General features: G+C 74.3%; 13 protein-coding genes. 8 read left to right on the top strand and 5 right to left on the bottom strand.

What is annotated here, in order from left to right; all coding sequences use genetic code 11:
* Positions 1–153 precede the first annotated feature (153 nt).
* A complete protein-coding gene (locus tag AB0J10_RS13300) occupies positions 154–1911 on the top strand; it encodes a 3-hydroxyacyl-CoA dehydrogenase family protein (RefSeq protein WP_363060935.1) in 1758 nt (585 codons plus the stop codon).
* Between the two features lie 139 nt (positions 1912–2050).
* On the opposite strand, the gene AB0J10_RS13295 is transcribed toward AB0J10_RS13300, so the two are convergent.
* Entirely contained in the window at positions 2051–4615 is a 2565-nt protein-coding gene (locus AB0J10_RS13295) for an AAA family ATPase (RefSeq protein ID WP_363060933.1), read from the bottom strand.
* 373 nt (positions 4616–4988) lie between these two features.
* On the opposite strand from AB0J10_RS13295, the gene AB0J10_RS13290 reads away from it, so the two are divergent.
* The 5 genes from AB0J10_RS13290 to AB0J10_RS13270 are packed head-to-tail and all read left to right on the top strand — an operon-like array spanning position 4989 to position 19323.
* Positions 4989–6209 (top strand): beta-ketoacyl-[acyl-carrier-protein] synthase family protein, encoded by a 1221-nt coding sequence (locus tag AB0J10_RS13290; RefSeq protein WP_363060931.1) that lies wholly within the window; start codon positions 4989–4991, stop codon positions 6207–6209.
* 30 nt (positions 6210–6239) lie between these two features.
* Complete coding sequence (locus tag AB0J10_RS13285; protein ID WP_363060929.1) at positions 6240–7508, top strand: cytochrome P450; 1269 nt, start codon at positions 6240–6242, stop codon at positions 7506–7508.
* Positions 7505–9628, top strand: a complete 2124-nt coding sequence (locus AB0J10_RS13280) for a beta-ketoacyl synthase N-terminal-like domain-containing protein (protein WP_363060927.1) — start codon at positions 7505–7507, stop codon at positions 9626–9628. Before AB0J10_RS13285 ends, AB0J10_RS13280 begins: the two co-directional genes overlap by 4 nt.
* Entirely contained in the window at positions 9621–16580 is a 6960-nt protein-coding gene (locus AB0J10_RS13275) for an SDR family NAD(P)-dependent oxidoreductase (protein WP_363060925.1), read from the top strand. Before AB0J10_RS13280 ends, AB0J10_RS13275 begins: the two co-directional genes overlap by 8 nt.
* Positions 16564–19323: an amino acid adenylation domain-containing protein gene (locus AB0J10_RS13270; RefSeq protein WP_363060923.1), complete on the top strand. Its 2760-nt coding sequence runs from the start codon at positions 16564–16566 to the stop codon at positions 19321–19323. Before AB0J10_RS13275 ends, AB0J10_RS13270 begins: the two co-directional genes overlap by 17 nt.
* Positions 19324–19581: 258 nt before the next feature.
* Here AB0J10_RS13270 and AB0J10_RS13265 read toward each other — a convergent pair whose 3' ends face one another.
* Positions 19582–20037, bottom strand: coding sequence for an Lrp/AsnC family transcriptional regulator (locus AB0J10_RS13265; RefSeq protein ID WP_363060921.1), 456 nt, complete (start codon positions 20035–20037; stop codon positions 19582–19584).
* Between the two features lie 217 nt (positions 20038–20254).
* On the opposite strand from AB0J10_RS13265, the gene AB0J10_RS13260 reads away from it, so the two are divergent.
* Both AB0J10_RS13260 and aspA read left to right on the top strand, forming a co-directional pair.
* Positions 20255–21274: an asparaginase gene (locus AB0J10_RS13260; RefSeq protein WP_363060919.1), complete on the top strand. Its 1020-nt coding sequence runs from the start codon at positions 20255–20257 to the stop codon at positions 21272–21274.
* Positions 21275–21358: 84 nt separating this feature from the next.
* Positions 21359–22825 carry an aspartate ammonia-lyase gene (gene aspA, locus AB0J10_RS13255; protein ID WP_363060969.1) on the top strand — a complete coding sequence of 489 codons (1467 nt, stop codon included), beginning with the start codon at positions 21359–21361 and terminating at the stop codon, positions 22823–22825.
* 203 nt (positions 22826–23028) lie between these two features.
* Here the strand turns inward: aspA and AB0J10_RS13250 are convergent, their stop codons facing one another.
* From AB0J10_RS13250 to AB0J10_RS13240, 3 genes are all read right to left on the bottom strand, one after another.
* Positions 23029–23820, bottom strand: coding sequence for a GPP34 family phosphoprotein (locus tag AB0J10_RS13250; RefSeq protein ID WP_363060917.1), 792 nt, complete (start codon positions 23818–23820; stop codon positions 23029–23031).
* 128 nt (positions 23821–23948) lie between these two features.
* On the bottom strand, positions 23949–24974 hold the full coding sequence (locus AB0J10_RS13245) for an alcohol dehydrogenase (protein WP_363060915.1): 1026 nt from the start codon (positions 24972–24974) through the stop codon (positions 23949–23951).
* Positions 24975–25317: 343 nt separating this feature from the next.
* Positions 25318–25758, bottom strand: a complete 441-nt coding sequence (locus tag AB0J10_RS13240; RefSeq protein ID WP_363060967.1) for an ATP-binding protein — start codon at positions 25756–25758, stop codon at positions 25318–25320.
* Positions 25759–25775: the final 17 nt, after the last annotated feature.

Genomic DNA, 25775 nt, shown 5'->3' with positions numbered 1-25775 from the left:
GGTCGGCGTGCTCTGCCTGGCACCCGAGGAGGGCCTGGGCGTGCGCGACGACGAGATGCGCGCCGAGCACCTCGACGCCATCAACCGCTTCCGGACCTCCGGACGCTGAGCCCGTCCCCGCAATCCGCCGCAGAGAAGGAACACAGCGAGGTCATGCCGCGCCACTCATCCGTCGTGGGCGTCGTCGGGCTCGGCTCCGTCGGCCGGCCCCTGCTCACCCTGCTGCACACCGCAGGGTACGAGGTCATCGGTGTCGACCAGCACCCCGACGTACTGGCGCGGGTGGAACGGCGGATGAGGGCCCGCACGGCAAGCGGCGCCGGCCGGTCCGGCGGCTACACCCTCACCAACGACACCGTCGCCCTGGTGCGGGCCGACGTGGTCGTGGAGGCAGTACCGGACGACCTGGCCGTCAAGACCGAGGTGCTGCGTCGGCTGCACGCCGTCTGCCTGGACCGCACCGTTCTGGTCGGGACGTCGGCCTCGCTGTCGCTGCCGCACCTGGCGATCGCGTCCGGCCGGCCCGCCCGCACGCTCGGGCTGCGGATGCTGCGCCCGCCCGCCCCCGGCGCCGCGGTCGAGCCCCTGTCCACCGCCATGAGCAGCGACGACGCCGTCGCCGCGCTGGACGACCTGCTCGACGGGCTCGGGCTTGCGGCCGCGCCCATCGGGGCCCGGCCCGGCGCGGCCGCCACCGCGATGCTGTACGCGTACCTCAACCGCGCGGTCCGGGTGCTCGAGCAGGGGTACGCCGGGCAGGAGGCCGTCGACACGGCGATGCGGCTGGGCTGCGGGCTGGCCGAGGGGCCGCTGCAACTCCTCGACGAGATCGGGCTGGACACCGTGCGCGCCGGGCTGGCCGGGCTGCTGGCCCGGACGGGGGAGGAGGCGTACCGCCCGGCCGCGCTGCTGGAGTCGATGGCTCGCAGCGGCCTGCTGGGCCGCAAGACGGGCCGTGGGTTCTACGTGTACGACGAACTGGGCCGCCCGCTCGGCTCCCCGGCGCCTCCCACGGACGCCCCGGCGGCATCCGACGGCATCCGGCGGGTGGGCGTTCTGGGCTCGGGCACCATGGCCCGGGGCATTGCGGAGACCGTCGCCGTCGCCGGCTTCCGCACCGTCCTGGTGGCGCGCGGAACCGCGCAGGCCGACGCCGCTCGCGAGGCGGTGGAGGCATCGCTGACCGCGTCCGTACGCAGGGGCCGGATCGACCCGCGGCAGAAGCGCACCGCCCTCGGCCTGCTCGACACGGGTGACCGGCAGGCGGAGCTGGCGGAGTGCGATCTGGTGATCGAGGCAACGGCAGAGGACCTCGCGCTCAAGAGGCGGCTGTTCGCCACCCTCGGGGGGCTGTGCAGGCCGGGTGCCCTGCTGGCCACCACCACCTCCAGCCTGTCGGTCGCCGCCTGTGCGGAGGCCGCCGGTCGCCCCGAGGACGTCCTCGGCCTGCACTTCTTCAATCCGGCACCGGTCATGAGGCTGGTGGAGCTGGTGACCACCGCGCGGACCGGAGCGCCGGCCGCGGCCACCGCCCGCGTCTTCTGCGAGCGGCTCGGCAAGACCGTGGTCCCGTGCGCCGACCGGGCCGGGTTCATCGTGAACCACCTGCTCTTCCCGTACCTCACCGATGCCGTCCGGCTGCTCGACGGACGTGACGCACACGACGCCGACATCGAGCGGATCGACGCCGCTGTCGCACGGGGGCTCGGCCACCCCATGGGTCCCTTCGCGCTGCTGGACACCATCGGCCTGGATGTGTCCCTGGCGATCCTGCGGCGCCTCGACGAGGAGTTTCCCGACGGCAGCTACGCCCCGCCCCTGCTGCTGGAGCAACTGGTGGCCCGCGGCTGCCTCGGCCGCAAGAGCGGGCAGGGGTTCCACCGCACCCCCGCCCCGGCCAGGCTCGCCTGACGGCGCCACGCCGGAGCGGCGGGACCGGCCCCGTCGGTCTCGGCCCGGCCCCGTCGGTCTACGCCCGGCTCCGCCTGGCCGGCGCACCGGTGCACCGCGGACGTCCGCCCGGTGGCCTGCCTGCCGGACGCCCGCCCGGCTACGAGTCGGCGGGCCGCCCGGCCGCCACCCGGCCCAGCACCGCGGGCAGACCGGTCCGGCCCCGTACCCCCAACTTCTGGTACGCGCGGGTCAGATGCTGCTCGACCGTGCTCGCCGTGACGAAGAGCCGGGCTGCGATCTCCCGGTTCGTGCAGCCCTGCGAGGCCAGCAGCGCCACCCGCTGTTCGGCCTTGCTCAGCCCCTCCTGACCCCTCTCCTCCGGCGTGCCCCGTCCCGGGGCGGCCGCGGGTGAGTCGGACGGCCGCGGGTTCCCCAGCCGGTCGAGCAGCTGCAGCGAACGCTTCCTGAGCCACGGGTTGCCGCCGTTGCCGTCGTCCTGTCGGGCCAGCTCCTCCGCCAGCAACTCCCGGGCCTGCGCCGGGCTGTCGAGCTCGATCAGGGCCTCGGCCGCGTACACCCGCCACGACAGCGAGGCCGAGACGTCGAGGCCCCACGCGGCCATCAGGTCCCGGCAGGCATGGAAGTCGCCGAGCGCCGCGTGGTACCGGCCGACCGACAGGTGGTAGCGGCCCCGCGCCTGAAGGTAGTGCAGCCCCGGCAGCGTCTGGAACATGACATCGGGCACCGGCACCCGGAAGCACTCGGCGGCACCTTCCCGGTCCCCCTGGGACGTGCACGCCAGTACCTTGGCGGCCAGTGGCACACCGATGGCGATGCCCCACGATGTCGGCCCCACCAGTGTCAGTGCCAGGTCGGCCCGCCTGCGGGCCACCTCGAAGTTGCCCAGCCTGCTCTCGACCGCGGCACTGGCGGCCGCCAGGATGGCGCGGACCACCGGCGTGCGCCGCTCGGCCTCCCGCAGCAGCAGATCGCACCAGTCCGCGGCCCGGTCCAGCCGCGCGGCGTGCACATAGGTGGCCAGCGCGGCGATGGTCGGGGCCACGGGCGGATCGTGCAACACCACCCCCTGGAGCAGCCGTTCGGCGGTCTCCAGCACGGAGCCCGTCGGCCCCTCAGACATCAGCGCGTGCAGCACCAGCGCCCCGTCGGCCTGCGGGTCCAGGGCGCCCACGCTGCGGCTCAGCGCGGCCTCGTCCAGCAACGTGTGCTCCCGGTAGCGGGCCCCGAGCACCGGGTACGAGTGCGCGAACCAGACCCGCATCGTCTCCAGTTGGGCCTGACAGTCCTCCGGCAGCCGGCCCTCCACCGGGTCCAGGTCGGCGAACAGGGCGTCCGCCTCCTCGGGCCGGCCGTGCCACAGCAGGTGGGCGATCAGGCGGATGCTCTGCCGGGGGCCGAGCAGCCCGGCGCGGTGGTCCTCGACGAGTCCGGGCAGGTGGACCCGGACGGCCGCGGGATCCACCTCCCACTCGGCCTGCACCAGTTCGGCGCGCACCTGTGCCCGCTCGCGCAGGTCGGAGCAGGCGTCGTGCGCCACCCGCAGACAGGTCAGCGCCCGCTCGGGGTCGTTCGTCCGCAGCGCCTGCGCGGCCGTGTCGCGCAGTACGGCCAGAGCCCAGCTCTCGTCCACCGGGCCACCGGCGACCAGGTGGCGGGCCACCTCGTCGGTCGCAGCCCGGTGCCGGTAGAGCAGCCGGGCCGCGGCCCGGTGCAGCGCGGCGCGGTCCTCGGGTGCCGGCTCCGCCAGTGCCGTGGCTTGGACGGCCGCGACCCGGTAGCGGCCTTCCTCGGTCAGGCCGAGGGCGTCCAGGGTCGCCACGGCCCGTGCGGCCGTGCCTCCGGGCAGGCCCAACAGCCAGTCGAGGTCCGCGGCGGTCGCGTCGTCCCCCAGGACGGCCAGGCCGTGCGCGGTGCGGGCGGCGACAGGGTCCAGCTGGTCGAGCAGGTGCCGCACCGCCAGCCGGAACGCCTCGCCTGCCTTCGGCTCCGCGGCGGCGGGGTCGGTCCGGTCGTCCAGCAGGGCCCGCAGCAGCAGCGGACTGCCGCCCGAGGCGCGCTGCCACAGCGACGCGGTCTCCGGGGCGGGCCGGGGGCGGGGGAGCGAGGCGAGCACGGACGCGGTGGCCGCGACGGACAGCCGGCCCAACTGGACGAGCGCGCAACGGGGGTTGCGGACGAACTCCGAGGTGATCGCGGAGCCCGGCTGGGAGATGTCGGCCCGCTCCCCGAGCACCACGAGGATCCGGGCGGCGCCCACCCGGCGGACCAGGTAGAGCAGGCACTGCCGGGAGGCGGCGTCCATCTCGTGTGCGTCGTCCACGGTGATGACGAGGGCTTCGTGCTCGGCCAGTCCGTGCATGAGGCGGTGGAACGCGTCGATGGCCCGGAGCGTCGCCCCCGTACCGGAGTCCGTGCCCGCGGGGGCGCCGGGAGGCAGGAGCGCAGGGTCGACGGGCGCCCCCGCTGCGGCCGCCAACTGGCCGACGACGCCCATCGGCAGATCGCGTTCGGCACGTGAGGCGAGGGCGGTGAGCACTCTCGCCCCCGAGCCCAGCGCGTGGTCCTGGAGGTCGTGGACGAGCGTGGTCTTCCCCATGCCCGCCGCTCCCGTGACGAGCGCCGCCCGTCCCTGTCCCTCACGTGCCCGTGCGAAGAGGTCCTCGAGTACCTCCCGCGCCCGACGCCCGTCTGCCGTCCCCACGGACGCTCCCCTCAAGATGGCCGGCCTCGTCGGCCTGTGCTGCCTGGCTCAGGTAGATCAAAACACGAGACGCCATGGGCGCTTCGGGACGATGCCCGGCACCGGCGCCGCCCGGCACCGGCCGGGACCGCGTCGTACGGAACCCTCCGGGCACGTCCCGGGAGAGGGTGCTGCGCGGCCCGTGCGACGCCCGCCCCGGGGCCGCCAACGCCCGGCCCTGGAGGGCCAATGCCCACCCCCCTATGGGGAGGGTCTATTCGCGGGACATCCGATAGGGGTGAATAGGGGACCCCCTATGGTCCGGAAAGGCAGGGGGTCCGGAGCGAATTGAAAACTTGCCAGCCGAGTCGTGCGCTGACTAGCGTCCAGATACATGCAGAACGCGATTGAGGTGTGGGCCACGGGCCTGGGAGCAATGACGCCACTGGGCGCCGACCTGCCCACCACATGGGCGGCGATGCAATCCGGCGAGAACGGAATCGGAGTGCTCGACGAAAGCTGGGCGGAAAACCTTCCCGTGCGCATCGCGGCCCGGCTCACCGCCGACCCGGCCGCGGCCTTGCCCCGCACCGAAGCGCGCAAGCTGGACCGATCGGAGCAGATGGCTCTGGTCACCGCCCGCGAAGCGTGGGCGGACGCGGGCAGTCCGCAGCCGGACCCCGAGCGCCTCGCCGTCGTCATCGGCACCGGCATCGGCGGCCTGACCTCGCTGCTGGGCCAGAACCACGTCCTGCAGACCTCCGGCCCGCGCAGGGTCTCGCCGCACACCGTCCCCATGCTGATGGCCAACGGGCCGGCCGCCTGGGTCAGCATGGACCTGGACGCCCAGGCCGGCGCGCATGCCCCCGTGAGCGCCTGCGCCTCCGGTGCCGAGGCCATCGCCCTCGGCCTGGACCTCATCCGCTCGGGCCGGGCGGACGTCGTCGTCGCCGGCGGTGTGGAGGCCAGCGTGCACCCGCTGCCGCTGACCGCGTTCGCGCAGATGATGGCTCTGTCGACGCAGAACGACGACCCGGCGCGCGCCTGCCGCCCCTTCGACACCAAGCGGGGTGGCTTCGTCCTCGGCGAGGGCTCGGCGCTGGTCGTCCTGGAGCGCGCAGACCATGCGCGGGCCCGCGGCGTCACCACCGCGCACGGTGCCGTCCTCGGCGCTGGGATCAGCTCCAGCGCCACCCACATCACGGCCTCCGACGTCGTGGGGCAGGTCCGCGCCATGCGGATGTCGCTGCGCGACGCCGGGGTCGCGCCCGAGCGGATCGGCCATGTGCACGCGCACGCCACCTCGACCCCGCAGGGCGACGTGGCGGAGTCCCGGGCCATCGCCGAGGCCGTCGGCACCCACCCCGTGGTGACCGCGACGAAGTCCATGACCGGCCATCTGCTCGGCGCCTCCGGGGCGCTGGGAGCCATCGCCGCGCTGCTCGCGCTGCGTGACGGCTCGGTCCCGGCCGTGCGCAACCTGGACGAGCAGGACCCCGAGGTCGAGTTGGACGTCGTACGCGGCGCCCCGCGCACCGGCAACTGGGCGTATGCGCTGGCCAATTCCTTCGGCTTCGGCGGGCACAACGTCTCCATCGTCCTCGGCCGGCCGTAGTTTCCCGCAAGCACCCCTTTGAAGGTTCAGATGACAGGTCGCAACGGCGACCGGACCCGTCGGTGTCCGATAGCCCTCGATCACGATTTCTACGCAGATCCGCATCCGGCCTACCGGGTCATCAAAGAGAACGGCAACAAGCCGACTCCCATCGTGCTGAAGACCGGAATGGCGTACTTGCCGCCCGGTTTGGAGGCCTGGCTCGTCACGGCTTACGAGGACGTCGAATTCGTCCTACGGGACCCGAGGTTCCGCAAGAGCATCGACGAGGCCATGCCGCTCTTCGCGGCGCGGAGCGGCGGGGCGGGCGCGGCCCGCGGCTCACTGCTCTACAACAACATGGCGAACAACGATCCGCCGGTGCACACACGCCTGCGCAAGCCGCTCAACGCGATGTTCACGTCGCGTTCGGTGGCCGGGCGGCGGGACGGCGTCCGGCGCGCCGCGCTGGAGACCCTGGCGAAGGTCGCCGGGGCGGAGAGCTTCGATCTTGTCCAGGATTTTGCCTTTCCTTTCTCCATCTCCGTGATCTCGCGCACGCTCGGCGTCCCCGACGCCGACCGCGGTACCTTTCACGGCTGGGTCCAGACGATCACCGGTGACGCGCCGCCGGAGGTCCTGCAGCGCGACGCGGGACTGATGGTCGAGTACCTGCGCGGGCTGATCCGGGAACGGAGCGGCGGCGCCGGCGGCGGCGCGGCTGACGTGCTCACCCAGCCGGCCACCTCGCTGGACGAGGACGAGGCGGTGGCCCAGGCGTACGCCCTGCTCGCGGCCGGCTACGAGACCACGGCCAACCTCATCGTGACCGGGTTCCTGACCCTCGCGGCCCACCCCGAGCAGCGGGCGCGCCTGTGGTCCGACCCGGGCCTGGTCCCGGACGCGGTGGAGGAGATGCTCCGCCACCAGTCGCCCTTCAACCTCTCCCTCTACCGCTACGCGAGCGAGCCGGTGGAGTTGAACGGGGTCCGCATCCCCCGGGGAGCGATCGTGTTCCTGGCCTTCGCCGCGGCCAACCGCGACGAATCCCGCTTCACGGAGCCCGACGTGTTCGACATCGCCCGGCCCCGCCGCGATCACCTCGCGTTCGGCGGCGGCATCCACAACTGCATCGGCAAGCACCTCGCCCGGATGGAGGCGGAAGTCGCCTTCGAGACGCTCATCGAGCGCTGCCCCGGGCTGGCCGTCCTCACCCCGGACGAGGAGTTCGACTGGAAGGCCAGCCCGACGTTCCGCGGGCTGCGCACGCTGCGCGTCGGGCCCGGTCCCGCCCCCGCAGGGTGGGGACGGGAGCAATGACACGGCACACCTCCGGCGACGGGGCCGTGATCCCCGTCGCCGTCATCGGAATGTCCTGCCGGTTCCCGGGAGCGGCCGGTCCGGCCGCCTTCTGGAACAACCTGGCCACCGGCACGGAGAGCGTGGGCCCCGTCCCCGCGGACCGCCTGCCGGCCGGCGCGGCCTCCGGAACCGACGCCGCGCGCGGCGGCTTTGTCGAGGGCGTCGACGCCTTCGACGCCGCCTTCTTCGGTGTCTCGCAGCGCGAGGCGCGCTGCACCGACCCCCAGCAGCGGCTGCTGCTGGAACTGGCCTGGGAGTGTTTCGAGGACGCCGCCCGCCCCGCCTCCGACCTCCGCGACTCGGGCTGGGGCGTGTTCGTCGGCGCCGCCGCCGACGACTTCCGCGCGCACTACCTCACCGGCGGCGACCTGGACAGGTTCGGCCACGCGGGCACCGCCCGGTGCATGCTGGCCAACCGGATCTCCCACCACTTCGGGCTGCGCGGCCCCAGCGAGGTGGTCGACACCGGTCAGTCCTCCTCCCTGGCCGCCCTGCACCGCGCGATGTCGAGCCTGCGGCTCGGCGAGTGCGAGGCTGCGCTCGTCGGCGGTGTCCAGCTCAACCTCCTCCAGGAGGTCACCGACCAGATCGGGCTGTGGGGCGGACTGTCCCCGGACGGCCGGTGTCACACCTTCGACGCCCGAGCCAACGGCTACGTACGCGGTGAGGGCGGCGGATGCGTGCTCCTCAAGCCGCTGCCGACCGCCCTGCGCGACGGCGACCACGTCTACGCCGTCGTCCGCGGCAGCGCCGTCGGCAACGACGGCGGCCGCGGCGGCCTCGCCGTACCGTCCGAGGACGCTCAGTACGAGGCCGTCACCCGCGCGCTGCGCGTGGCCGAGGCCCGGCCGGAGGACCTCGCGTACGTCGAACTCCACGGCACGGGCACCCCGGTGGGCGACCCGGTCGAGGCCCGCGCGCTCGGCGCGGCCGCCGGTCGCGCCCGGCCCGCCGGGAATCCGCTGCCCGTGGGCTCGGTCAAGACCAACATCGGCCACCTGGAGTCGGCAGCCGGCATCGCCGGGTTCATCAAGGCCTGCCTGGTGCTGGTTCACGGGGCCCTGCCCGCGAGCCTGAACTTCGAGACCCCGAACCCGGCCGTCGACCTGGCCGGCCTCGGCCTGCGCGTCGTCGAGGCCTACGAGGAAAGGCCGTTCGGCGCCACGGAGCTCGTCGGCGTCAGCTCGTTCGGCATGGGGGGCACGAACGTCCACGTCGTGCTCGGCCCCGCCCCGGCGGCGGCCTCGGACCCGGACCCCGACCAGGAGGCCGCCACCGGCACCGTGTGGTGCCTGTCCGGTCGCTCCAAGGAGGCGGTCCGCGACCTGGCGGACGCCCTTCTGCGGGAGCTGGACCAGCATTCGGCCGGCGGCCCCGCGGCCGGGGTCCGGGCGATCGCCGCCACCCTGGCCCGCCGCACCCACTGGGAGCACCGGGCGGCGGTGGTCGGCGCCGACCGGGCGCACTTCCGTGACGGACTGGCGAAGGTGGCCGCCGGCCACGGCTTCGCCGTGCCCGCGGACTGGGCGACGGTGGCAGGACCGGGCGGGGCCGGCGCCGTACGGGCCGCCGGCGAGTACGTCCACGCGGGCCGTGCCCCGCAGCCGCCGACCGCGGCCGGGGTCCGGGCCGGGTACCGTCCCGTGCCCGGCCTGCCCACCTACCCCTTCCAGCGGGAGCGCTTCCCGATGCCGGGCCCGGCTGCCGCCGGGGAAGCCGCCCCGGCCGCTTCCCCGGCTCCCGCCGCAGGGCCCACCACCAGGCTCGCCGCCGGACCCGGCGCCGGCACGTACGCACCGTCCTGGGAGGCCGCAGGCGACGCGGGCGACCGGCTTTGGGCCACCCAGGTCCTCCTCGAGCGCGAACTCGCCGCCGTGCTCGACGGATCGGTCCCCGACCTGGACCCCGAGGTCCCCCTCACTGACCTGGGCGTGGACTCCATGACGCTTCTGGAGTTCCTGGACCGGCTCATCAAGGCGACCGGCCTCGACCTCCCGGAGACCGTGGTCTTCGACCACCCCACGATCAGCGAAATGGCGGCATGTGTGAACGAGGAGATGGAGTCGAGGCATGGCTGAGAACGACATAGCGCGCGACGACATCGCCGTGATCGGGATGGCCTGCCGCTATCCCGGCGGTGCGGACACCCCGGAAGCCCTCTGGGACCTGGTCGCCGGCGGCCGGGACGCCGTCGGCGGCTTCCCCGGAAACCGCGGCTGGGACACCGAGGACCTGTACGACCCGGCCTACGTGCGCGAGGGCGGTTTCCTGCACGGCGCCGACCGCTTCGACGCGGCCTTCTTCGGCATCCGGCCCGCCGAGGCCAAGGCCATGGACCCGCAGCAGCGCACCCTGCTGGAGGTCGCCTGGGAGGCCATCGAGCGAGCCGGCATAGTCCCCTCGACGCTCAAGGGCTCCCGCACGGGCGTGTTCGTCGGCGTCATGCCCAATGAGTACGGCATGCCGTTGTGGCGCTGGCAGGACGAGACGGCCGGCTTCATGGGCACCGGAACCTCGCCCAGCGTCGCCTCCGGCCGCATCTCCTACCTGCTGGGCCTGGAAGGACCGGCTGTCACCATCGACACCGCCTGCTCGTCCTCCGGCGTGGCCATCCACACCGCCGTGCGCTCCCTGCGCAGCGGGGAGACGGAACTGGCGCTGGCGGGCGGCTGCACCGTGCTCGCCGGCCCCGGCATGTTCGTCGACTACGCCAAGAAGCAGGCGCTGTCGCCCGACGCCCGCTGCCGCACCTTCTCCGACGCCGCCAACGGCACCGTCTGGGCAGAGGGCGCCGGAGTCCTGGTGCTGGAGCCGCTGTCGAAGGCCCGCCGCCTGGGCCGTCGGATCCTCGGCGTCATCAAGGGCACCGCCGTCAACCAGGACGGCGCCAGCAACGGCCTGACCGCCCCCAGCGGCAAGGCGCAGGCCAAGGTGATCGAGCAGGCGCTGGCCGACGCGAACCTGGCGCCCCAGGACGTTCAACTGGTCGAGGCGCACGGCACCGCGACCCGGTTGGGCGACCCGATCGAGGTCAACGCCATCCATGCCACGTACGGTGCGGGCGAGCGCGACGAGCCGGTCCGGCTCGGCTCCCTCAAGTCGAACATCGGCCACTCCATGGCTGCCGCCGGCGTAGGCGGCGTCATCAAGTGCCTGACGGCCATGCGCGCCGGCGAGATGCCCCGCACGATGCATGTGGACGGCCCGCTCAACTCGCTGGTCGACTGGTCGGGTTCGGTGGAAGTGCTGCGGGAGAACCGGCCCTGGCCGCTCCGCGACGGGGTCCGGCGCTGCGCCGTCTCCTCGTTCGGCGTCAGCGGCACCAACTCGCACGTCATCCTGGAGGGCTGGGGCGAGACCGCGGACGGCCCGGACGTCCTGCACGACCCCGCCACCGCGGACGACTCCGGGACCGCGCCCGCCGCCGGCCCCCAGGTACTGACCCTCTCGGCCAAGACCCCCACCGCACTGGCCGCCTACGCCGAGGCGCTGGCGACCGCGCTGGACGCCGGAACCGATCCCCTGCCGGCCGTCGGCCAGGCACTGCGCACCCGCCGCGAGTGCTACGAGTACCGCGCGGCTGCCGTCGGCAACGGCAACGTCGAACTCGCCGCCGCACTGCGTGCGTTCGCCGCCGGACAGGAGGACGCCCCGGTGGTCCGCGGTGAGGCCCGCCGCATCCGCCGACCCGTCTTCGTCTTCCCCGGTCAGGGCTCGCAGTGGCCCGGCATGGCGGCCTCGCTGCTCGCCGAGTCCGACGTCTTCCGGCTGCGGGTGGAGGAGTGCGCCGCGGCGTTCAAGCCGTACCTCGACTACGACCTGATGGCCGTGCTCTGGGGCGAGGACACCGGGACCGACCCGGAGCGCACCGACGTCATCCAGCCGCTGCTGTTCTGCACGATGCTGGGCCTGGCAGCCCTGTGGCAGTCCGCGGGGGTCGAGCCGGCCGCCGTCGTCGGCCACTCCCAGGGCGAGGTCGCCGCGGCCTGCCTGTCCGGGGGACTGTCCCTGGAGGACGCGGCCATGGTCGTGGCTTGCCGCAGCCGGGTGCTGGAGCACTCCCGCGGTGGCATGGCCGCCGTCGCCGCCTCCCCCGAGGAGACCGCGGCGCTGATCACCGAGGCCGACGCCGACCTGGTGGTCGCCGCCGTCAACGGCCCCTCCTTCGTGGTGGTCTCCGGCGACGACGAGCCCGGCCTCGCGCGCCTGCTCGACCTGTGCGAGGAGCGCGGCCGCTACGCCCGCCGGGTGCCCGCCAACTGCGCCTCCCACTCCCCGGTCATGGAGGAGCTCCGCGAGGAGGTCCTCGCCGGGCTCGCCGAGGTCACACCGGTTCCGTCCGCCGTCCCGATGTTCTCCACCGTGGACATGGCCCGGCTGCGCGGCGACGAGCTCGACGCCGGCTACTGGTTCCGCAATCTGCGAAGCCAGGTCCGGTTCGCCGGGACGATCGCCGAAATGCTCTCGCACGGCTTCGACGCCTTCGTGGAGATCAGCCCGCACCCCGTCCTGACCGGCTCGTTGGAGGCCGTCCTCGAGGAGGCCGGTAGCACCGCACCGGTGTCCGTGACCCTCAGGCGCGACCAGGGCACCCACGAGCGCTTCCTCGCCGCGGCCGCCGAGGCCCACGTCCAGGGCCACGCACTGGACTGGACCCAATTGCTGCCCGCCGCGCCCGCCCGCGCCGTGGCCTCAGTGGAGCTGCCCACCTATCCGTTCGAGCGCGAGCGGTTCTGGCTGGAGACCGAGGGCGTGGGCCGTGCGACCCCGGCCCTGCGGGCCCGCGCCGCCGACACCGTGCCGGCCGTCCTCCCGAGCCCCGTCGCCGACGGCGGCCACCCGTTCCTCCGGTCCGTCGTCGAGGCGGCCGACGGCACGGTGCTGCTCACCGGTCGGCTGTCCGTCCGCAGCCACCCCTGGCTGATGGACCACCGCGTCGAGGACACCGCGCTGCTGCCGGGCACGGCCTTCATGGAACTGCTGCTGACAGCGGGCCGAGAGGTGGGCTGCGAGCGCCTCGAGGAGATGGTGGTCAGCGACCCGCTGCCGCTGCCGGTGGCCGGCACGGCCGTGGACGTCCAGGTCGCCGTCGCGCCCGCGGACGCCGAGGGCACGCGCGCCGCCACCGTGCACTCCCGTACCGCAGCCCACGCCGGCTGGGTGCGCAACGCGGAGGGCCTGCTGGCCGCCGCGCGCCCCGGTACGGACGTGGTGGACCTGGCCGCGGCGCCGGGCACGGCCGTGCTGCCCGCCGCCGAGACCCTCTACCCGCGGTTGCGCGCCCTGGGTTACGGCTACGGCGAGGCGTTCCAGGGGGTGCGCTCCGGCGAGCACCTGGGCGCCGACTGGGTCCGGTCCTGGATCGAGCTGCCCGAGGCGGCCCTGGTCAATCACAGCGGTTTCGCCGCCCACCCGGCTCTGACCGACGCCGCCCTGCACGCCGCCGTGGCCTGCGGGCTGCTCGGGGAGCCGGTGCCGGGGCGGGTCGCGGTGCCGTTCGTGTTCAACGGAGTACGGACGGCGGCCGCGGCCGGGGCTGTCGCCTGCGAGGCGCTGGCCCACCGGGTCGGCCCGGACGCGATCGCGCTGACGCTGGCCGCGGCCGACGGCACCGTCCTGCTCGAAGTCGAGCGGATGGTCGTACGGGGCCTGGCCCTCGACGGGGCCGCACCGGCCCCGGTCGACCTCGACCACGCCGGCCTCTTCGAGACGATCTGGCAGAAGCCGGCGGGTGAGGCGTCCCAGGACGTGCGGCTGTGCGTGGTGGGCGGGGACGAGGGTCCGCTGCCGGCCGCACTGCGCGACGCCAACCGGGAGGGAATCTCGGTGGCCACCCTCGACGAGGCGATCGTGATCGTCTCGTCGATCCCGGGTACCTGGCAGGTCGTCATGGGCTGCCCCGCCCCCCGGGCCACCGCGGTCGAGCAGGCGCACGAGTCCGCCGAGCGGACCCTGGCCGCACTGCAGACGTGGCTGCGCACCGAGACCCTGCCGGACACGGCAGTGCTGACCTTCGTGACGCAGGACTCCGTGGCCGTCCCGGGTGATGAGTCGTTCTCCCTCGGGGACAGCGCCGTCTGGGGCGTGGTCCGATCCGCCCAGACCGAGCACCCGGGACAGTTCCGGGTGGTCGACGCCGACACAGCGGCGCTGGGCGCCACCGAGGCCCTCCTGCGGGCGCTGCGGCGCACCGAGCCGCAACTCGCCGTCCGTGGCGGGCGCGTGCTGATGCCCCAGCTCGTCCCGCACGTCGCGGCCGTCGCGCCCCTGCCCGACGTGGGCGACGGCACCGTGGTGCTCACCGGCGGCACCGGCACCCTCGGCCGGGAGGTGGCACGTCACCTGGTCACCGCCTGGGGGGTCCGGTCCCTGGCCCTGCTGAGCCGCAGTGGCGAACGCGCCCCGGGCATCGCGGACTTCCGCGCCGAACTGGCCGAACTCGGCGCCGCCGTGCAGGTGCTGGCCGCCGACGTGGCCGACGCACACGACGTGCGTCGCGTCCTCGCGCAGATCCGGTCCCGCGGACCCGTCGCCGGCGTCGTGCACGCAGCCGGCCTGCTCGACGATTCGATCGTCGCGAACATGACCCCCGACCAGCTGCACCGCGTACTGCGCAGCAAGGTCGACTCGGCCTGGCACCTGGACGCCGCCACGCGGGAGGACGACCTGCGCTTCTTCGTGCTGTTCTCGTCCCTCTACGGCGTGCTCGGCGGCCCCGGCCAGGCCAACTACGCCGGTGCCAACACCTTCCTTGACCAGTTCGCCGCCTGGCGGTCCGCCGAGGGCCGGGCCACCCGGTCCGTCGCCTGGGGCCTGTGGGCCGAGGCCACCGGTATGACCGGCCACCTCGACGAGGGCGACCTGCTGCGCCTGCGGCGCAACGGCGTCGTGCCGTTCGAGACGGCCGACGGCCTGGCGCTGTTCGACGCCACGGCCGCGGGGACCGCCCCGGCCCTCGTCGGCGCCCGGCTGGCGCTGCCGGACACGACCGGACCGGGGGCGGGCGACACACCGTTCCTGCTGACCCGGCTGGCGGGGGCGACCGCGGGCACGGGCGGCGGCCAGGTGCCCCGCCCGGCCGACCGCCCGGCCGCCCGCCCGGCCGACCGTCCGGCGGCACCGGCGCCCGGCGCGCCCGCCCCCGCCCCCGCCTCCGTGCCCGCCGGCACGGCCACGGCTGCCGCAGGCGCGGAGCCCGGAGCCGCCGCGCTCGCGGTACTGACCTCCTCGGACGCCTCGGCCGACCAGCGCCTCGTCGCCGCGGTCGGGTTGGTCAAGGAGTGCGTGGCGGGCCTGCTGGGCCTCAAGGCCGAACGGGTGGACGCGCAGCGCTCGTTCTACGAGATGGGCGTGGACTCGCTGACCTCCATGGAGCTGCGGGTCCGGCTCGGCAAGTCCCTGGGCATCCGCCTCGGGGCCACCGCGGTCTTCGACCACCCGGCCCCGGAGGCGCTCGCCCAGCACGTGGTCGACCTGTTCGGCCCGCCCGGACCTGGCGGTGGCGGCACGGCACCGGAGCGGGCCCCGGGCAGCCCGGGAAATGACGGTGCGTCCGCGACGGGCCCCGCCGCGGACGCGCACCCCGGGACCGGAACCGGCGAGGCGGGGGGCGGCACCGCCTGCTCGGCCGCCGGGCGCGGGACGGCCGCAGCAGCAGCCGGAGGTGCCTCCCTGACCCCGGCCCCGGCCGTCGCCCCGCGGCGTCCGGCGCGGCCCGACTCCGCGCCGTTCCCGCTCACCAAGCTTCAGGAGGCCTACGTCGCCGGTCGCGCCGGTGACTTCGAGCTCGGCAACGTGCCGACGGTGCTGTGCATCGAGGTCGACCTCACCGGGTTCGACGTACGGGCCGCCGAGCGCGCGTTCCGGCAGCTCGTGGACCGCCACGAGATGCTTCGCGCTGTCTTCGACCCGGCCGGCACCCAGAGGGTGCTCGGCGAGGTGCCGGACTTCCGGATCCCCGTCGAGGACATCCGCCCGCTCGGCCCCGCCGAGCGGACCGCCCGGCTGGCCGATATCCACGAGGAGGTGTCCACCCACACGTTCGACACCTCCCGCTGGCCGCTGGTCCTGGTCCGGGCCACCCGCGTGGACGAGGCCGTCACCCGGCTCCACGTGGTCGTGGACGTACTGGTCTCGGACGGCGCGAGCAGCACGCTCCTGTTCAACGAGTGGGCCCGCCTCTACCGCGATCCACGGGCCCCGCTCCCCGCGACCGGTGGCTCCTTCGCCCACCACGTGGAGCGGGCGGCCCGGTACCAGGCCTCCGCCGAGATCGAGCCGAGCCGCGCCTACTGGCAGGAGCGTGCCGGGACCCTGCCGCCTGCGCCCCGCCTGCCCTACGCCGTACCGCTGTGCGACGTCCGCCGGCCCGCCTTCGGCAACCGGTTCATCCGGGTCGAGGCCCCGCAGTGGCAGCGCTTCAGGAGGAACGCGGCGGCCGCGGGGCTGACCGCCTCCGGCGCTGTGCTCGCCGCGTACTGCCAGGTGCTCGCTCGCTGGTCGAAGGGCCCGGACTTCACGCTCACGGTCCTGGTCTCCCAGCGCTCCGCCTTCACCGAGGAGGACATGTCCACGGTGGTCGGAAACTTCTCCTCCACCACGCTGCTGGAGGTGCACGTGGACGAGGCCGCCCCGTTCCGCGAGGTCGCCGCGGGCATCCAGCGGCAGCTGCTCCAGGACATGGAGCACGTCGCCTACACCGGCCTCGACGTCCTGCGCGACCTGAGCCGGCTCGACGGGGAGGCGGGCCGGGCACGGCTGCCCGTCGTGTTCAACAGCACCATCGGCGCCCCCGTACCCGGCGTCCAGCGCCCGGCCGGCCCGGTGGGCGCACTGTGCCTGCTCGGCGACACGGGCATCCCGGTGTGGAGCGGGGTCCGCACGCCCCAGGTCGTCCTGGACCACCAGGCGTTCGAGGAGGACGGCGCGCTCGTCCTCAACTGGGACGTGGTCGAAGAGGTGTTTCCCGAGGGTGTCGTGGACGCCATGCTCGCCGCTTACGAAGGACTGATCCGTGAACTCTGTGCCTGAGTCCGCCTGGACCCTGCCCGCCTGGACCGGGACCGCTGCCGGACTCCCGGCCGCGGCCGGCGATCCGGACCCCGTCGCCGCCCTCCCCGCGGACGCCCTGCTGCACCTCGCGTTCCTCGAACGGGCCGCGGCGACCCCGGAGGCCGTCGCCGTCATCGCCGCCGACCGGACTCTCACGTACGCCGAACTGGCCGAGGAGTCGGCGCTGCTCGCGGCGCTGCTCGCGGCCCGTGGCACTGCCCGGGAGTCCCTCGTCGCCGTCGTCATGGAGAAGGGCTGGGAGCAGGTCGTGGCCTGCCTCGGGACACTGCGCGCGGGCGCCGCGTACGTGCCCGTGGACCCGCACTGGCCGGCTCGCCGCCTGGCCGACGTGCTCGGCTCCGCAGGGATCACCGAGGCGCTCACCCAGCCCGGTCTCGCCGACGCCGTGGACTGGCCCGAGGGCGTCGCGGTCACCGTGGTCGCCCCGCCCGCGGCGGAGGCCCCGGCCCGCCCCGCCCCAGGTGCCCCGGCCGTCGACACCGCGCCCGGCGACCTCGCGTACGTCATCTACACCTCCGGCTCCACGGGCGTGCCCAAGGGCGTGATGATCGAGCACGGGCCCGCCGTCAACACGGTCCGGGACGTGAACCGGGAGCTGGGCTGCACCGCCTCGGACAGGGTGCTGGCCCTCTCGGCGCTCAACTTCGACCTCTCCGTCTACGACATCTTCGGCCCTCTGTCGGCCGGCGGCGCCGTGGTGCTCCCGGCACCCGACGACACCCGAGAACCCGACGCCTGGCTGCGGCTCATGACGGAAGCCGGCGTCACCGTCTGGAACAGCGTCCCGGCCCTGATGGCCATGCTCACCGAGTACGCCGCGGCCGCCCCGACGGTGCCGCTGCCGCCGCTGCGCGCGGTGCTGATGAGCGGCGACTGGATCCCGGTGGGGCTGCCGGGAGAGGTGCGAAAGCTGTTCCCGGACGCCCGCCAGTGGTCCCTCGGCGGTGCCACGGAGGCCTCCATCTGGTCCATCTGGCACCGCATCTCCCCCGCGGACGCCGAGTCGCCCTCCATCCCGTACGGCCGGTCGATGAGCGGCCAGCACGTGTACGTGGGTGACGGGCTCATGCGGCCCCGGCCGTGCTGGGTGCCCGGTGAGATCTACATCGCCGGCGTGGGCCTGGCCCGCGGCTACCTCGGCGACGCCGAGCGCACGGCGCACAGCTTCGTCACGGACCCGGCCACCGGTGCCCGCCGCTACCGGACCGGCGACTGGGGGCGGCTGCTGCCCAGCGGCGAGGTCGAGTTCCTGGGCCGCGAGGACATGCAGGTCAAGGTCGGCGGCCACCGCATCGAGCTCGGCGACGTCGAGGCCGCGCTGCTGGCCTGCCCCGGTATACGGGGGGCGGTCGCCGGCGTACAGGGCGGCCGGCACCGCACCCGGCTCACCGCCCAGGTACTTCTGGAGCCCGGGGCCGGTCACTCGGCCGAGGACGTGAAGACGTTGCTGGCCGAACGCCTGCCGGCGTACATGGTCCCGACGGCCGTCGCGGTCCGGGACGAGTTCCCGCTGACCCCGAACGGAAAGGTCGACCGGAAGGCACTCGCCGCCCTCGCCGACGACCTGGCCGCCGCCCATCCGGTGGAGCACCCCGCGGACGCCGAGGAGGAGTTCCTTCTGGCCCTGTGGCGCGGCTTCTTCGCCGAGCGGTGCCCCGGCACCGGGCCGGGAGCCGGCGCCGTGGCGGCCGAGGGGCAGCCGGAGCCCGGCCCAGCCGACCTCTCCGTCACGGACAACTTCTTCGAGCTGGGCGGCGACTCGCTGCGGGCCGTGCGCCTGATGTCCGTCCTGCGCCGCGAGACGGGAGTGGAGCTGCCCGTGTCGGCCCTCTTCGGGGCGCCCACTGTGCGCGCCCTGGCGCGGCGACTGCGCGAGGCCCGGAAGTCGGCCCGGGACGACCTCGGCCGGAGGGTCGTGGTCCCCGTCCGCACCACGGGCGACGCGGTCCCGCTCGTCTTCGCCCACCCGGTGGGCGGCGACGTCCTGTGCTACTCGGAGCTCGCCGGGGCGCTCGGCGAGGACCAGCCCTTCTACGCCCTCCAGTCGCCCTGCCACGACGGCACGACGCCGAGCTTCGCCGACCTCGTCGGCAGGTACGCGCAGGCCGTCCTCGACGAGGTGCCGGGGCGCCGGTACCGGCTCGGCGGCTGGTCGATGGGCGGGGTCCTGGCCCTCGAACTGGCCAGGGAGCTGACCGCCCGCGGCTGCACGGTGGACCTGGTGGCCGCCGTCGACGTCCTGGAGACCCCGCAGGAACTGGCCCGTGCCGAGATCAGCCGCGACCGGCTGCTCGGCCGGCTGGCCCGCGACCTCGCCGGCCTGACCGGCGGCTCCTGGACCGAGCCGTCGGAGCCGTTCGAGAGCCTGGAGGAGCTGTACGAGGCGGTGCGCGTGGCGGGGATCCTGCCGACGGACATCGCGTTCACCGAGTTCGCGGCCGTCTACGAGCGCTTCGAGGCGAACGCACGGGCGCTGTGCGGCTACCGGCCCGGTGGGCCCCTGGCCGCCGGCACCGCCGTGCACTTCCTCCAGGCCGAGGCGGGCGGCGGCCCTGCGGCCGCCGAGGGCTGGCGCCCGTTGTGCGCGGGCGGGTTCACGCACACGGAGGTCCCGGGTGACCACTACACGGTCCTCAGGGGCGCCGGCGCCGAGACCGTGGCCGCCCACCTGAGCACCCTCCTGACCGCCGCAGCCACCTGACCGGCCTTGATTCCGTGCCCCGACCGCCACCCAGCCCGTTGGGGTCCCATGGGACTCCCGTCACCCCGGCGTCGTCCGGAACCGCCCCTCACAAGGAATGGTCAAAGGTGGCCGGTGGTCGACCTCGTGGGCCGACGGCTCGCGCGAGTCCGCACCGGAGCGCTACGACTGCCGAGTTCGTCGCGTGTCGAGGCAGCGCCCCCACCGCAGACGTCCGGCAGCCGTCGTCAGACAGCTCTGCCCCGACGAAGCGCTCCGTCAGCCGTCCACCGGAAGTCCCCGGGCTTCCTTGATGCGCTTCATGATGATCTGGGAGTTGACCTCGGTGACACCGGACAGCGCCGTCAGCTTCTCGATCCACAGCCGTTCGTAGGCGCGGAGATCGCTCACCGCGATCCGCAGCAGGCACCCCGGGCTGCCGAAGAGGCGGTGCGCCTCGATGACGTCCGGGATGTCCTGCAGAGCCGCCTCGAAGGACTCGACCACCTCGCGGTCGCGCGCCACCTCGATGGAGACCAGCACCTCGAAGCCCCGGTCGACCGCATCGGGGTCGATCACCGCCCGGTAGCCCTGGATCACGCCGTCCTGCTCCAGTTGCCGCACGCGGCGCATGCAGGGCGACGGAGTGAGGCCGACGCGCTGCGCGAGCTCCTGGTTGCTCAGCCGGCCGTCGTTCTGGAGCTCACGCAAGATTGCCCTGTCGATCTCGTCCATGGCGCAATTATCCACCATGGTTCTGCGATACACCGGGTTGAAGTGGCGATCAAATTGCGCCCTGAAACTCCTATGATTGCGTCGACTGCTCCGGCCACCCCCCGGAGTCAGCCATGGGGCGCTGCCCGGCCGGGGCCATGAGCGAGGTCGGGCCGCGTGCCCCGTCGGAACAGCCGCCCCACTGCGGCACGGCACTGCACGAAGGAGGACGGGCACCGTGGGACGCATCGTCGTCATCAGTACCGGAGGGACGATAGCCAGCCGCTGGCAGGGTTCCGGGTTCGCCGCCGACGCGAACGGCGGAGAGGTCATGGCCACCGCCCCGCTGCCGGAGGGGGTCGGCGCCGAGGTCGTGGACCTCTTCAGCGTGAACAGCCCCCGGCTCACCACCGACCACCAACTGACCCTCCTCCGCACGGTCCACGAGGTGCTCGCGGACCCCGGCGTCGACGGAATAGTCGTCACCCACGGCACCGACACCCTCGAGGAGTCGGCCTTCCTCGTGGACCTCCACCACGACGACCCCCGACCGGTGGTCTTCACCGGCGCGCAGCTCCCGCTCGGGGCGACGGACGGCGACGGTCCCGGCAATCTCCACGACGCCCTGCTGACCGCCGCGACGACCCGCGGTCTGGGCGTCGTGATCGCCTTCGACGGCAAGTTGCACCCGGCCCGCGGCACGGTCAAGACGCAGACCCTCGCCCCCGACGCCTTCGCCGACCCCTCCGGCAGCCGCCTCGGGAGCATCGGCTTCGGCCGGGTGTCCGTACTGCGCAGGCCGCAGCGCCCCGCCGCGCTCGCGCTGCCCGCCGTCCCGGGGACGGCACCCCGCGTCGACATGGTCATGCACCACTGCGACGCCGACGCCCTGCTGTTCAACGCCGCGCTGGACGCGGGGGCCCAGGGCGTCGTCCTGGTGGCCACCGGGGCCGGCAACGCGACCCCGGAGATCGCCGACGCCGTCGCCGCCGCCACATCCCGCGGTGTGCTCGTCGCCCTGACCACCCGGGTCCAGGCCGGCCCGGTCTCCGAGATCTACACGCACGGCGGCGCCGTCGACCTGGTGGCCGCTGGTGCCGTGCCGACGGGCACGCTCCGCGCCGGGCAGGCCCGGATCGCCGTGCTGAGCGCCCTGCTCGCCACCGCGGACGCCCAGGAGCGGGACCGGGTGCTGCGCCACGCGCTCGGCGAACCGGCGGCCGCGGACGCCCGGCCCGCGGACCTGGCGCGGGTGTAGCCCCGCTCCCGCCCGCATCCCGACCCGTCACCCTCACCACCCCCGCGCAGCCATCCGAGACGAAGGTCCCCGAGCGCCATGCCCATGCACGACCAGGCCCACCCCGACGACCGGCGCGGCGAGGCCCCCGGCGCGTTCCGCCGCGAGCACGATCTGCTCGGCGACCGCGACGTCCCCGCCGACGCCTACTACGGCATCCACACCCTGCGGGCCGTCGAGAACTTCCCCATCACCGGCACCGCCGTCTCGGCCTACCCGGACCTCGTCACCGCCCTCGCCTCCGTCAAGCAGGCCGCGGCGCTCGCCAACCGTGAACTCGGGCTCCTGGACGCCGACAAGGCGGACGCGGTCGTGGCGGCGTGCGAGGAGATACGGGCCGGGAAACTCCACCGCGAGTTCGTCGTCGACGTGATCCAGGGAGGTGCGGGCACCTCGACGAACATGAACGCCAACGAGGTCGTCGCCAACCGGGCCCTGGAACTCCTCGGCCATCGCAAGGGCGAGTACGCCCGGCTGCACCCGCTGGAGGACGTCAACGCCGGCCAGAGCACCAACGACGTCTACCCCACCGCCGTGAAGATCGCCCTCGACCTCGCCGCCCAGCGGCTGCTGGACGCCATGGAGGTGCTGCGCGGGGCCTTCGACGCGAAGGCGGCGGAGTTCGCGGACGTCCTCAAGATGGGCCGTACGCAGCTCCAGGACGCGGTCCCGATGACCCTGGGCCAGGAGTTCGCGACGTACGCCGTCATGCTCGGCGAGGACCACAAGCGGCTCACCGAGGCCCGTGAGCTCATCCGGGAGATCAACCTCGGCGGCACGGCGATCGGTACCGGGCTCAACGCCCACCCCCGGTACGCGGCGCTGGCGGCCCGGAACCTGCGGACCGTCACCGGCCTGCCGCTGACCGTCGCCGAGGACCTCGTCGAGGCCACCCAGGACGCCGGCGCGTTCGTCCAGCTGTCCGGCGTCCTGAAGCGGATCGCCGTCAAGCTCTCCAAGACCTGCAACGACCTGCGGCTGCTGTCCTGCGGCCCGCGGGCCGGCTTCGCCGAGATCAACCTGCCGCCGGTGCAGGCGGGTTCGAGCATCATGCCCGGCAAGGTGAACCCCGTGGTCCCCGAGGTCGTCAACCAGATCGCCTTCGAGGTCATCGGGAACGACATGGCGGTGACCATGGCGGCCGAGGCGGGGCAGCTCCAGCTCAACGCCTTCGAACCGCTGATCGCCCACAGTCTGCTCAAGAGCCTGACCCATCTGCGGGCCGGCTGCCTGACGCTCGCCGAGCGCTGTGTCACGGGCATCACCGCCAACCGGGACCACCTCGCCGCCCTCGTCACCCGTTCCATCGGCCTGGCGACCGCGCTCAACCCCCACATCGGCTACGAACAGGCCACCGCCGTCGCCCAGGAGGCGCTGAGTTCCGGCCGCAGCGTGCGCGAACTCGTCCTCGCCAAGGGCCTGCTGACGGAGGAGCAGCTCCGGCTCGTCCTGCTTCCGGACAACCTGGCCCGCCCGCACGGCCGTCAGCCCGTCCGGGACGCCGTCTCCTGAAAGCCCCTCCGATCGTGAAGGCGCGGGCGCGGTCGTACGCGGGGACGCCGACCGGCCGTCGTGGATGCGGCCGGTACGGCTCCCGCCGTTCCCGCGTGGCGCCGGGGTGCGGGACGCGAGACCGGAGGGCGGTCTCGGAAGAGCCGGGGAGCGGTCGGGGCCGCGGACGGACCCGTGACGGGGGGACCGGCCCCGGCTCCGCGTCAGTCGCCGCGCCAGATGTTGTCGAACGCGGCCTGCTCGACGGAGCGACGCTGCCGGACGGCCGCCAACTGCGTCAGCGCGTCGAGGACGGCCGCGAGCACGGTGTCCACGTCGTCGGACACGCCCGGGAAGCCACCGGAGCCCTCCCGGAGCCCGCCCGTCCGGCCTCCGTCGCCCGCCCTGCCGCCGCCGGTCCCGCCCCCGTCCCCGGATCCGGTCTCGTTCCGGCCCTCGTAACCCGTTTCGGGGCTTTCCGGGTGCTCGGGGACCTCGGGGACCTCGGGTTGGCCGGGTCGCTCGCGGTGCGGCCCGTCCTCGCCGCCGCCCACGTCGCCGTCGCGGATCCCGACGGCCGAGGCCAGAGCGGCCAGGACCGGCTCGTCGGAGGCCAGGCGCTCCGATGCCGCCCGCCGTTCCGCCGAATCGGCCGGCGCGTCGCGGCCCGCGCGGAAACGCAGCCCGCGGCGGCGTGGCCGGCCGAACAGCCCCTCCGCCTCGAGCGAGGCCCGATACGCGGCGGACAGGCCCCTGCCCCGTCGCCAGAGCCAGTCGCCGACGAGCTCGTACGGTGCCTCGCGGACCAGCGCCGTCGCGGCCTGGTCCAGCAGCGGATCGCCCGTGGCGGGGCTGAGGCCGGGCACGATGCGATCGCCGTCCAGGGTGACGGCCTCGGCGGCGAGCAGGTCGACCACCTCCGCTCCCGCGAGCGCCAGCGACAGATCGCCCTGCGCGACGGGGCGGCCGGGCGCCACGTCCATGGCGCTGATCATCAGGTCCCGTGCAGTGGTCATGGTCACATCCGCCTCGAGAGGGTGCCGGGGAAGCGCCGCGGCCGGTGCCGCCGCCACCGGCCCGCGCGGAGCGGGCCCGTGGGTCCCCGGGGGGTGGCTGGGTCGGCGCATCGCCGAGGGCCGGCCCGTCAGCCGGTGGTGAGCACCATACGGAAGCGCGCGCTGCCCGACATCATCTTCCGGTAGGCCTCGTCGGCCTGGCTCAGCGGCAGGGTCTCGATCGTCGGGCGGATCCCGTGCAGTGCGCTGAACTCCATGGTGTCCTGCACGTCCTGCGCGGTGCCGGACGGGTGGCCGCGGACGACCCGGCCGCTCATCAGCAGCTGCACCGGATTGATCCCCAGGGCATCGGGATCGGCGCCGACCACCACCAGTTCACCGCGCGGCGACAGCCCGTCCACGGTGGCCGTGATGGCGGCGGAGTTGGCGGCCGTGGCGAGGACGGCCCTGGCACTGCCGAGGGACCGCAGGGCGTCCGCGACGGACGTGCCGGCCGTGCTGTCGACGTAGTGGTGGGCGCCGAGCTGTTGGGCGAAGTCGGCCTTGTCGGCGCCCCGGGCGATGGCCACGGTCTCGAAGCCCATCGCGACCGCGTACTTCACCGCGAGGTGCCCCAGTCCGCCGATGCCGAGTACGGCGACCAGGTCTCCCGGCCGTGCCGAACTTCGTCGCAGCCCGTTGTAGGTGGTCACCCCCGCACACGCCATCGGCCCCGCGTCGGCCGCCGTCAGCGGGTCGGGGATCCGGGACAGGGCGTCGACCGGGGCGATGACGGACTCCGCGAAGCCTCCGTCGTACGCCCAGCCGGGCACCTTGAGGTTCTCGCACACGATGAAGTCGCCCTGCCGGCAGGGGGTGCAGTGGCCGCAGCTGCCGCCGAACCAGCCCACGGCGACCCGGTCGCCGGTCTGCCAGCCCCAGTCCTCGACGCCCTCGCCCAGGGCGTCGATGCGTCCCGCGAGCTCATGACCGGGGACCACCGGGAACGTGACGCCCGGCAGCCCGGCCGTCACGAAGAAGTCGTCGCTGTGGCAGATGCCGCAGGCCTCGACGGCGATCCGGACGTGACGGGGGCCGGGCTGCGGTACCTCACGCTCGACGATTTCGAACGGGCCGCCGGCGGCGGCGACCTGCGCGACTCGGTACGTACTCATCCGGATCTCTCCCAGGACAGGTCGGACGGCCCCGCAATCCAGCAGACCAGTTCCGGCCCGATCCCGCGCGCCGAGGGAGGGCCCGGCCGGGACCGGCCGAAGGACCGGCCGAAGGACCGGGCGGAGGGCCGGTGCGAGTGGTACGGACCGCGGCGGGCGGTGACAGGGTGCGGGGCCGCGGGGTCACGGGCGACGGGGCCCGGACGGCGTCCTGCGACGGCCCGGGACCGGCGGTTCCGGGACCGTGATCCGTCGGGGCCGCCCGGGGTGCCCGGGAACCGGGGCGGTTCGTGCCGGCACGCGGCAGCCGCGGCTCCAGCAGCCTGCGTACGACGTGCCGGGTTCAGGCCGGAGAGCGCGGGCCGAGGGGGAGCAGGACCGTGATGCTCTTCCCCTCGCGCAGCGGGGCGATGCGGATGCCCGTGGCGAGCCGTTGGACGAGGGGCCAGCCGTAGCCGCCCACGGGGAACGTCTGCCCGTCCGGGCGGAGTCGCACGACGGGCACCGCGGGGTTGCGGTCCCGCACCGTCAGCTCCAGCCCTTCGTCGGTCACCCGTGCCGCGAAGCCGGTGATCCCACCTCCGTGCCGGATCGCGTTGGTCACCAGCTCCGAGGCGACCAGCAGGGCATCCGTCAGCACCAGGGTCGGCGGCCGGTGTTGCGGCGCCTCCCGGAAGTGGTCCTCAAGCAGCCGATCGACCCGATCGCGGGCGGCGGCCGCGCTCGTCGGCACCGACGGCCGCGAAGGCTGGTGCCGCTCTCCGGCCACGTCGCCTGACAGCATGTTCACCCCCGCGCAAT

Origin of the sequence: Streptomyces sp. NPDC049887, assembly GCF_040656535.1 — a bacterium.
In the GTDB taxonomy this organism is placed as follows: domain Bacteria; phylum Actinomycetota; class Actinomycetes; order Streptomycetales; family Streptomycetaceae; genus Streptomyces.
This window is presented reverse-complemented; position numbering and strand designations above follow the sequence as displayed.

Coding starts and splice junctions, on each gene's coding strand:
- AB0J10_RS13300 (WP_363060935.1), top strand. CDS start 154: ATGCCGCGCCACTCATCCGTCGTGGGCGTCGTCGGGCTCGGCTCCGTC.
- AB0J10_RS13290 (WP_363060931.1), top strand. CDS start 4,989: ATGCAGAACGCGATTGAGGTGTGGGCCACGGGCCTGGGAGCAATGACG.
- AB0J10_RS13285 (WP_363060929.1), top strand. CDS start 6,240: ATGACAGGTCGCAACGGCGACCGGACCCGTCGGTGTCCGATAGCCCTC.
- AB0J10_RS13280 (WP_363060927.1), top strand. CDS start 7,505: ATGACACGGCACACCTCCGGCGACGGGGCCGTGATCCCCGTCGCCGTC.
- AB0J10_RS13275 (WP_363060925.1), top strand. CDS start 9,621: ATGGCTGAGAACGACATAGCGCGCGACGACATCGCCGTGATCGGGATG.
- AB0J10_RS13265 (WP_363060921.1), bottom strand. CDS start 20,037: ATGGACGAGATCGACAGGGCAATCTTGCGTGAGCTCCAGAACGACGGC.
- aspA (WP_363060969.1), top strand. CDS start 21,359: ATGCACGACCAGGCCCACCCCGACGACCGGCGCGGCGAGGCCCCCGGC.
- AB0J10_RS13250 (WP_363060917.1), bottom strand. CDS start 23,820: ATGACCACTGCACGGGACCTGATGATCAGCGCCATGGACGTGGCGCCC.
- AB0J10_RS13245 (WP_363060915.1), bottom strand. CDS start 24,974: ATGAGTACGTACCGAGTCGCGCAGGTCGCCGCCGCCGGCGGCCCGTTC.
- AB0J10_RS13240 (WP_363060967.1), bottom strand. CDS start 25,758: ATGCTGTCAGGCGACGTGGCCGGAGAGCGGCACCAGCCTTCGCGGCCG.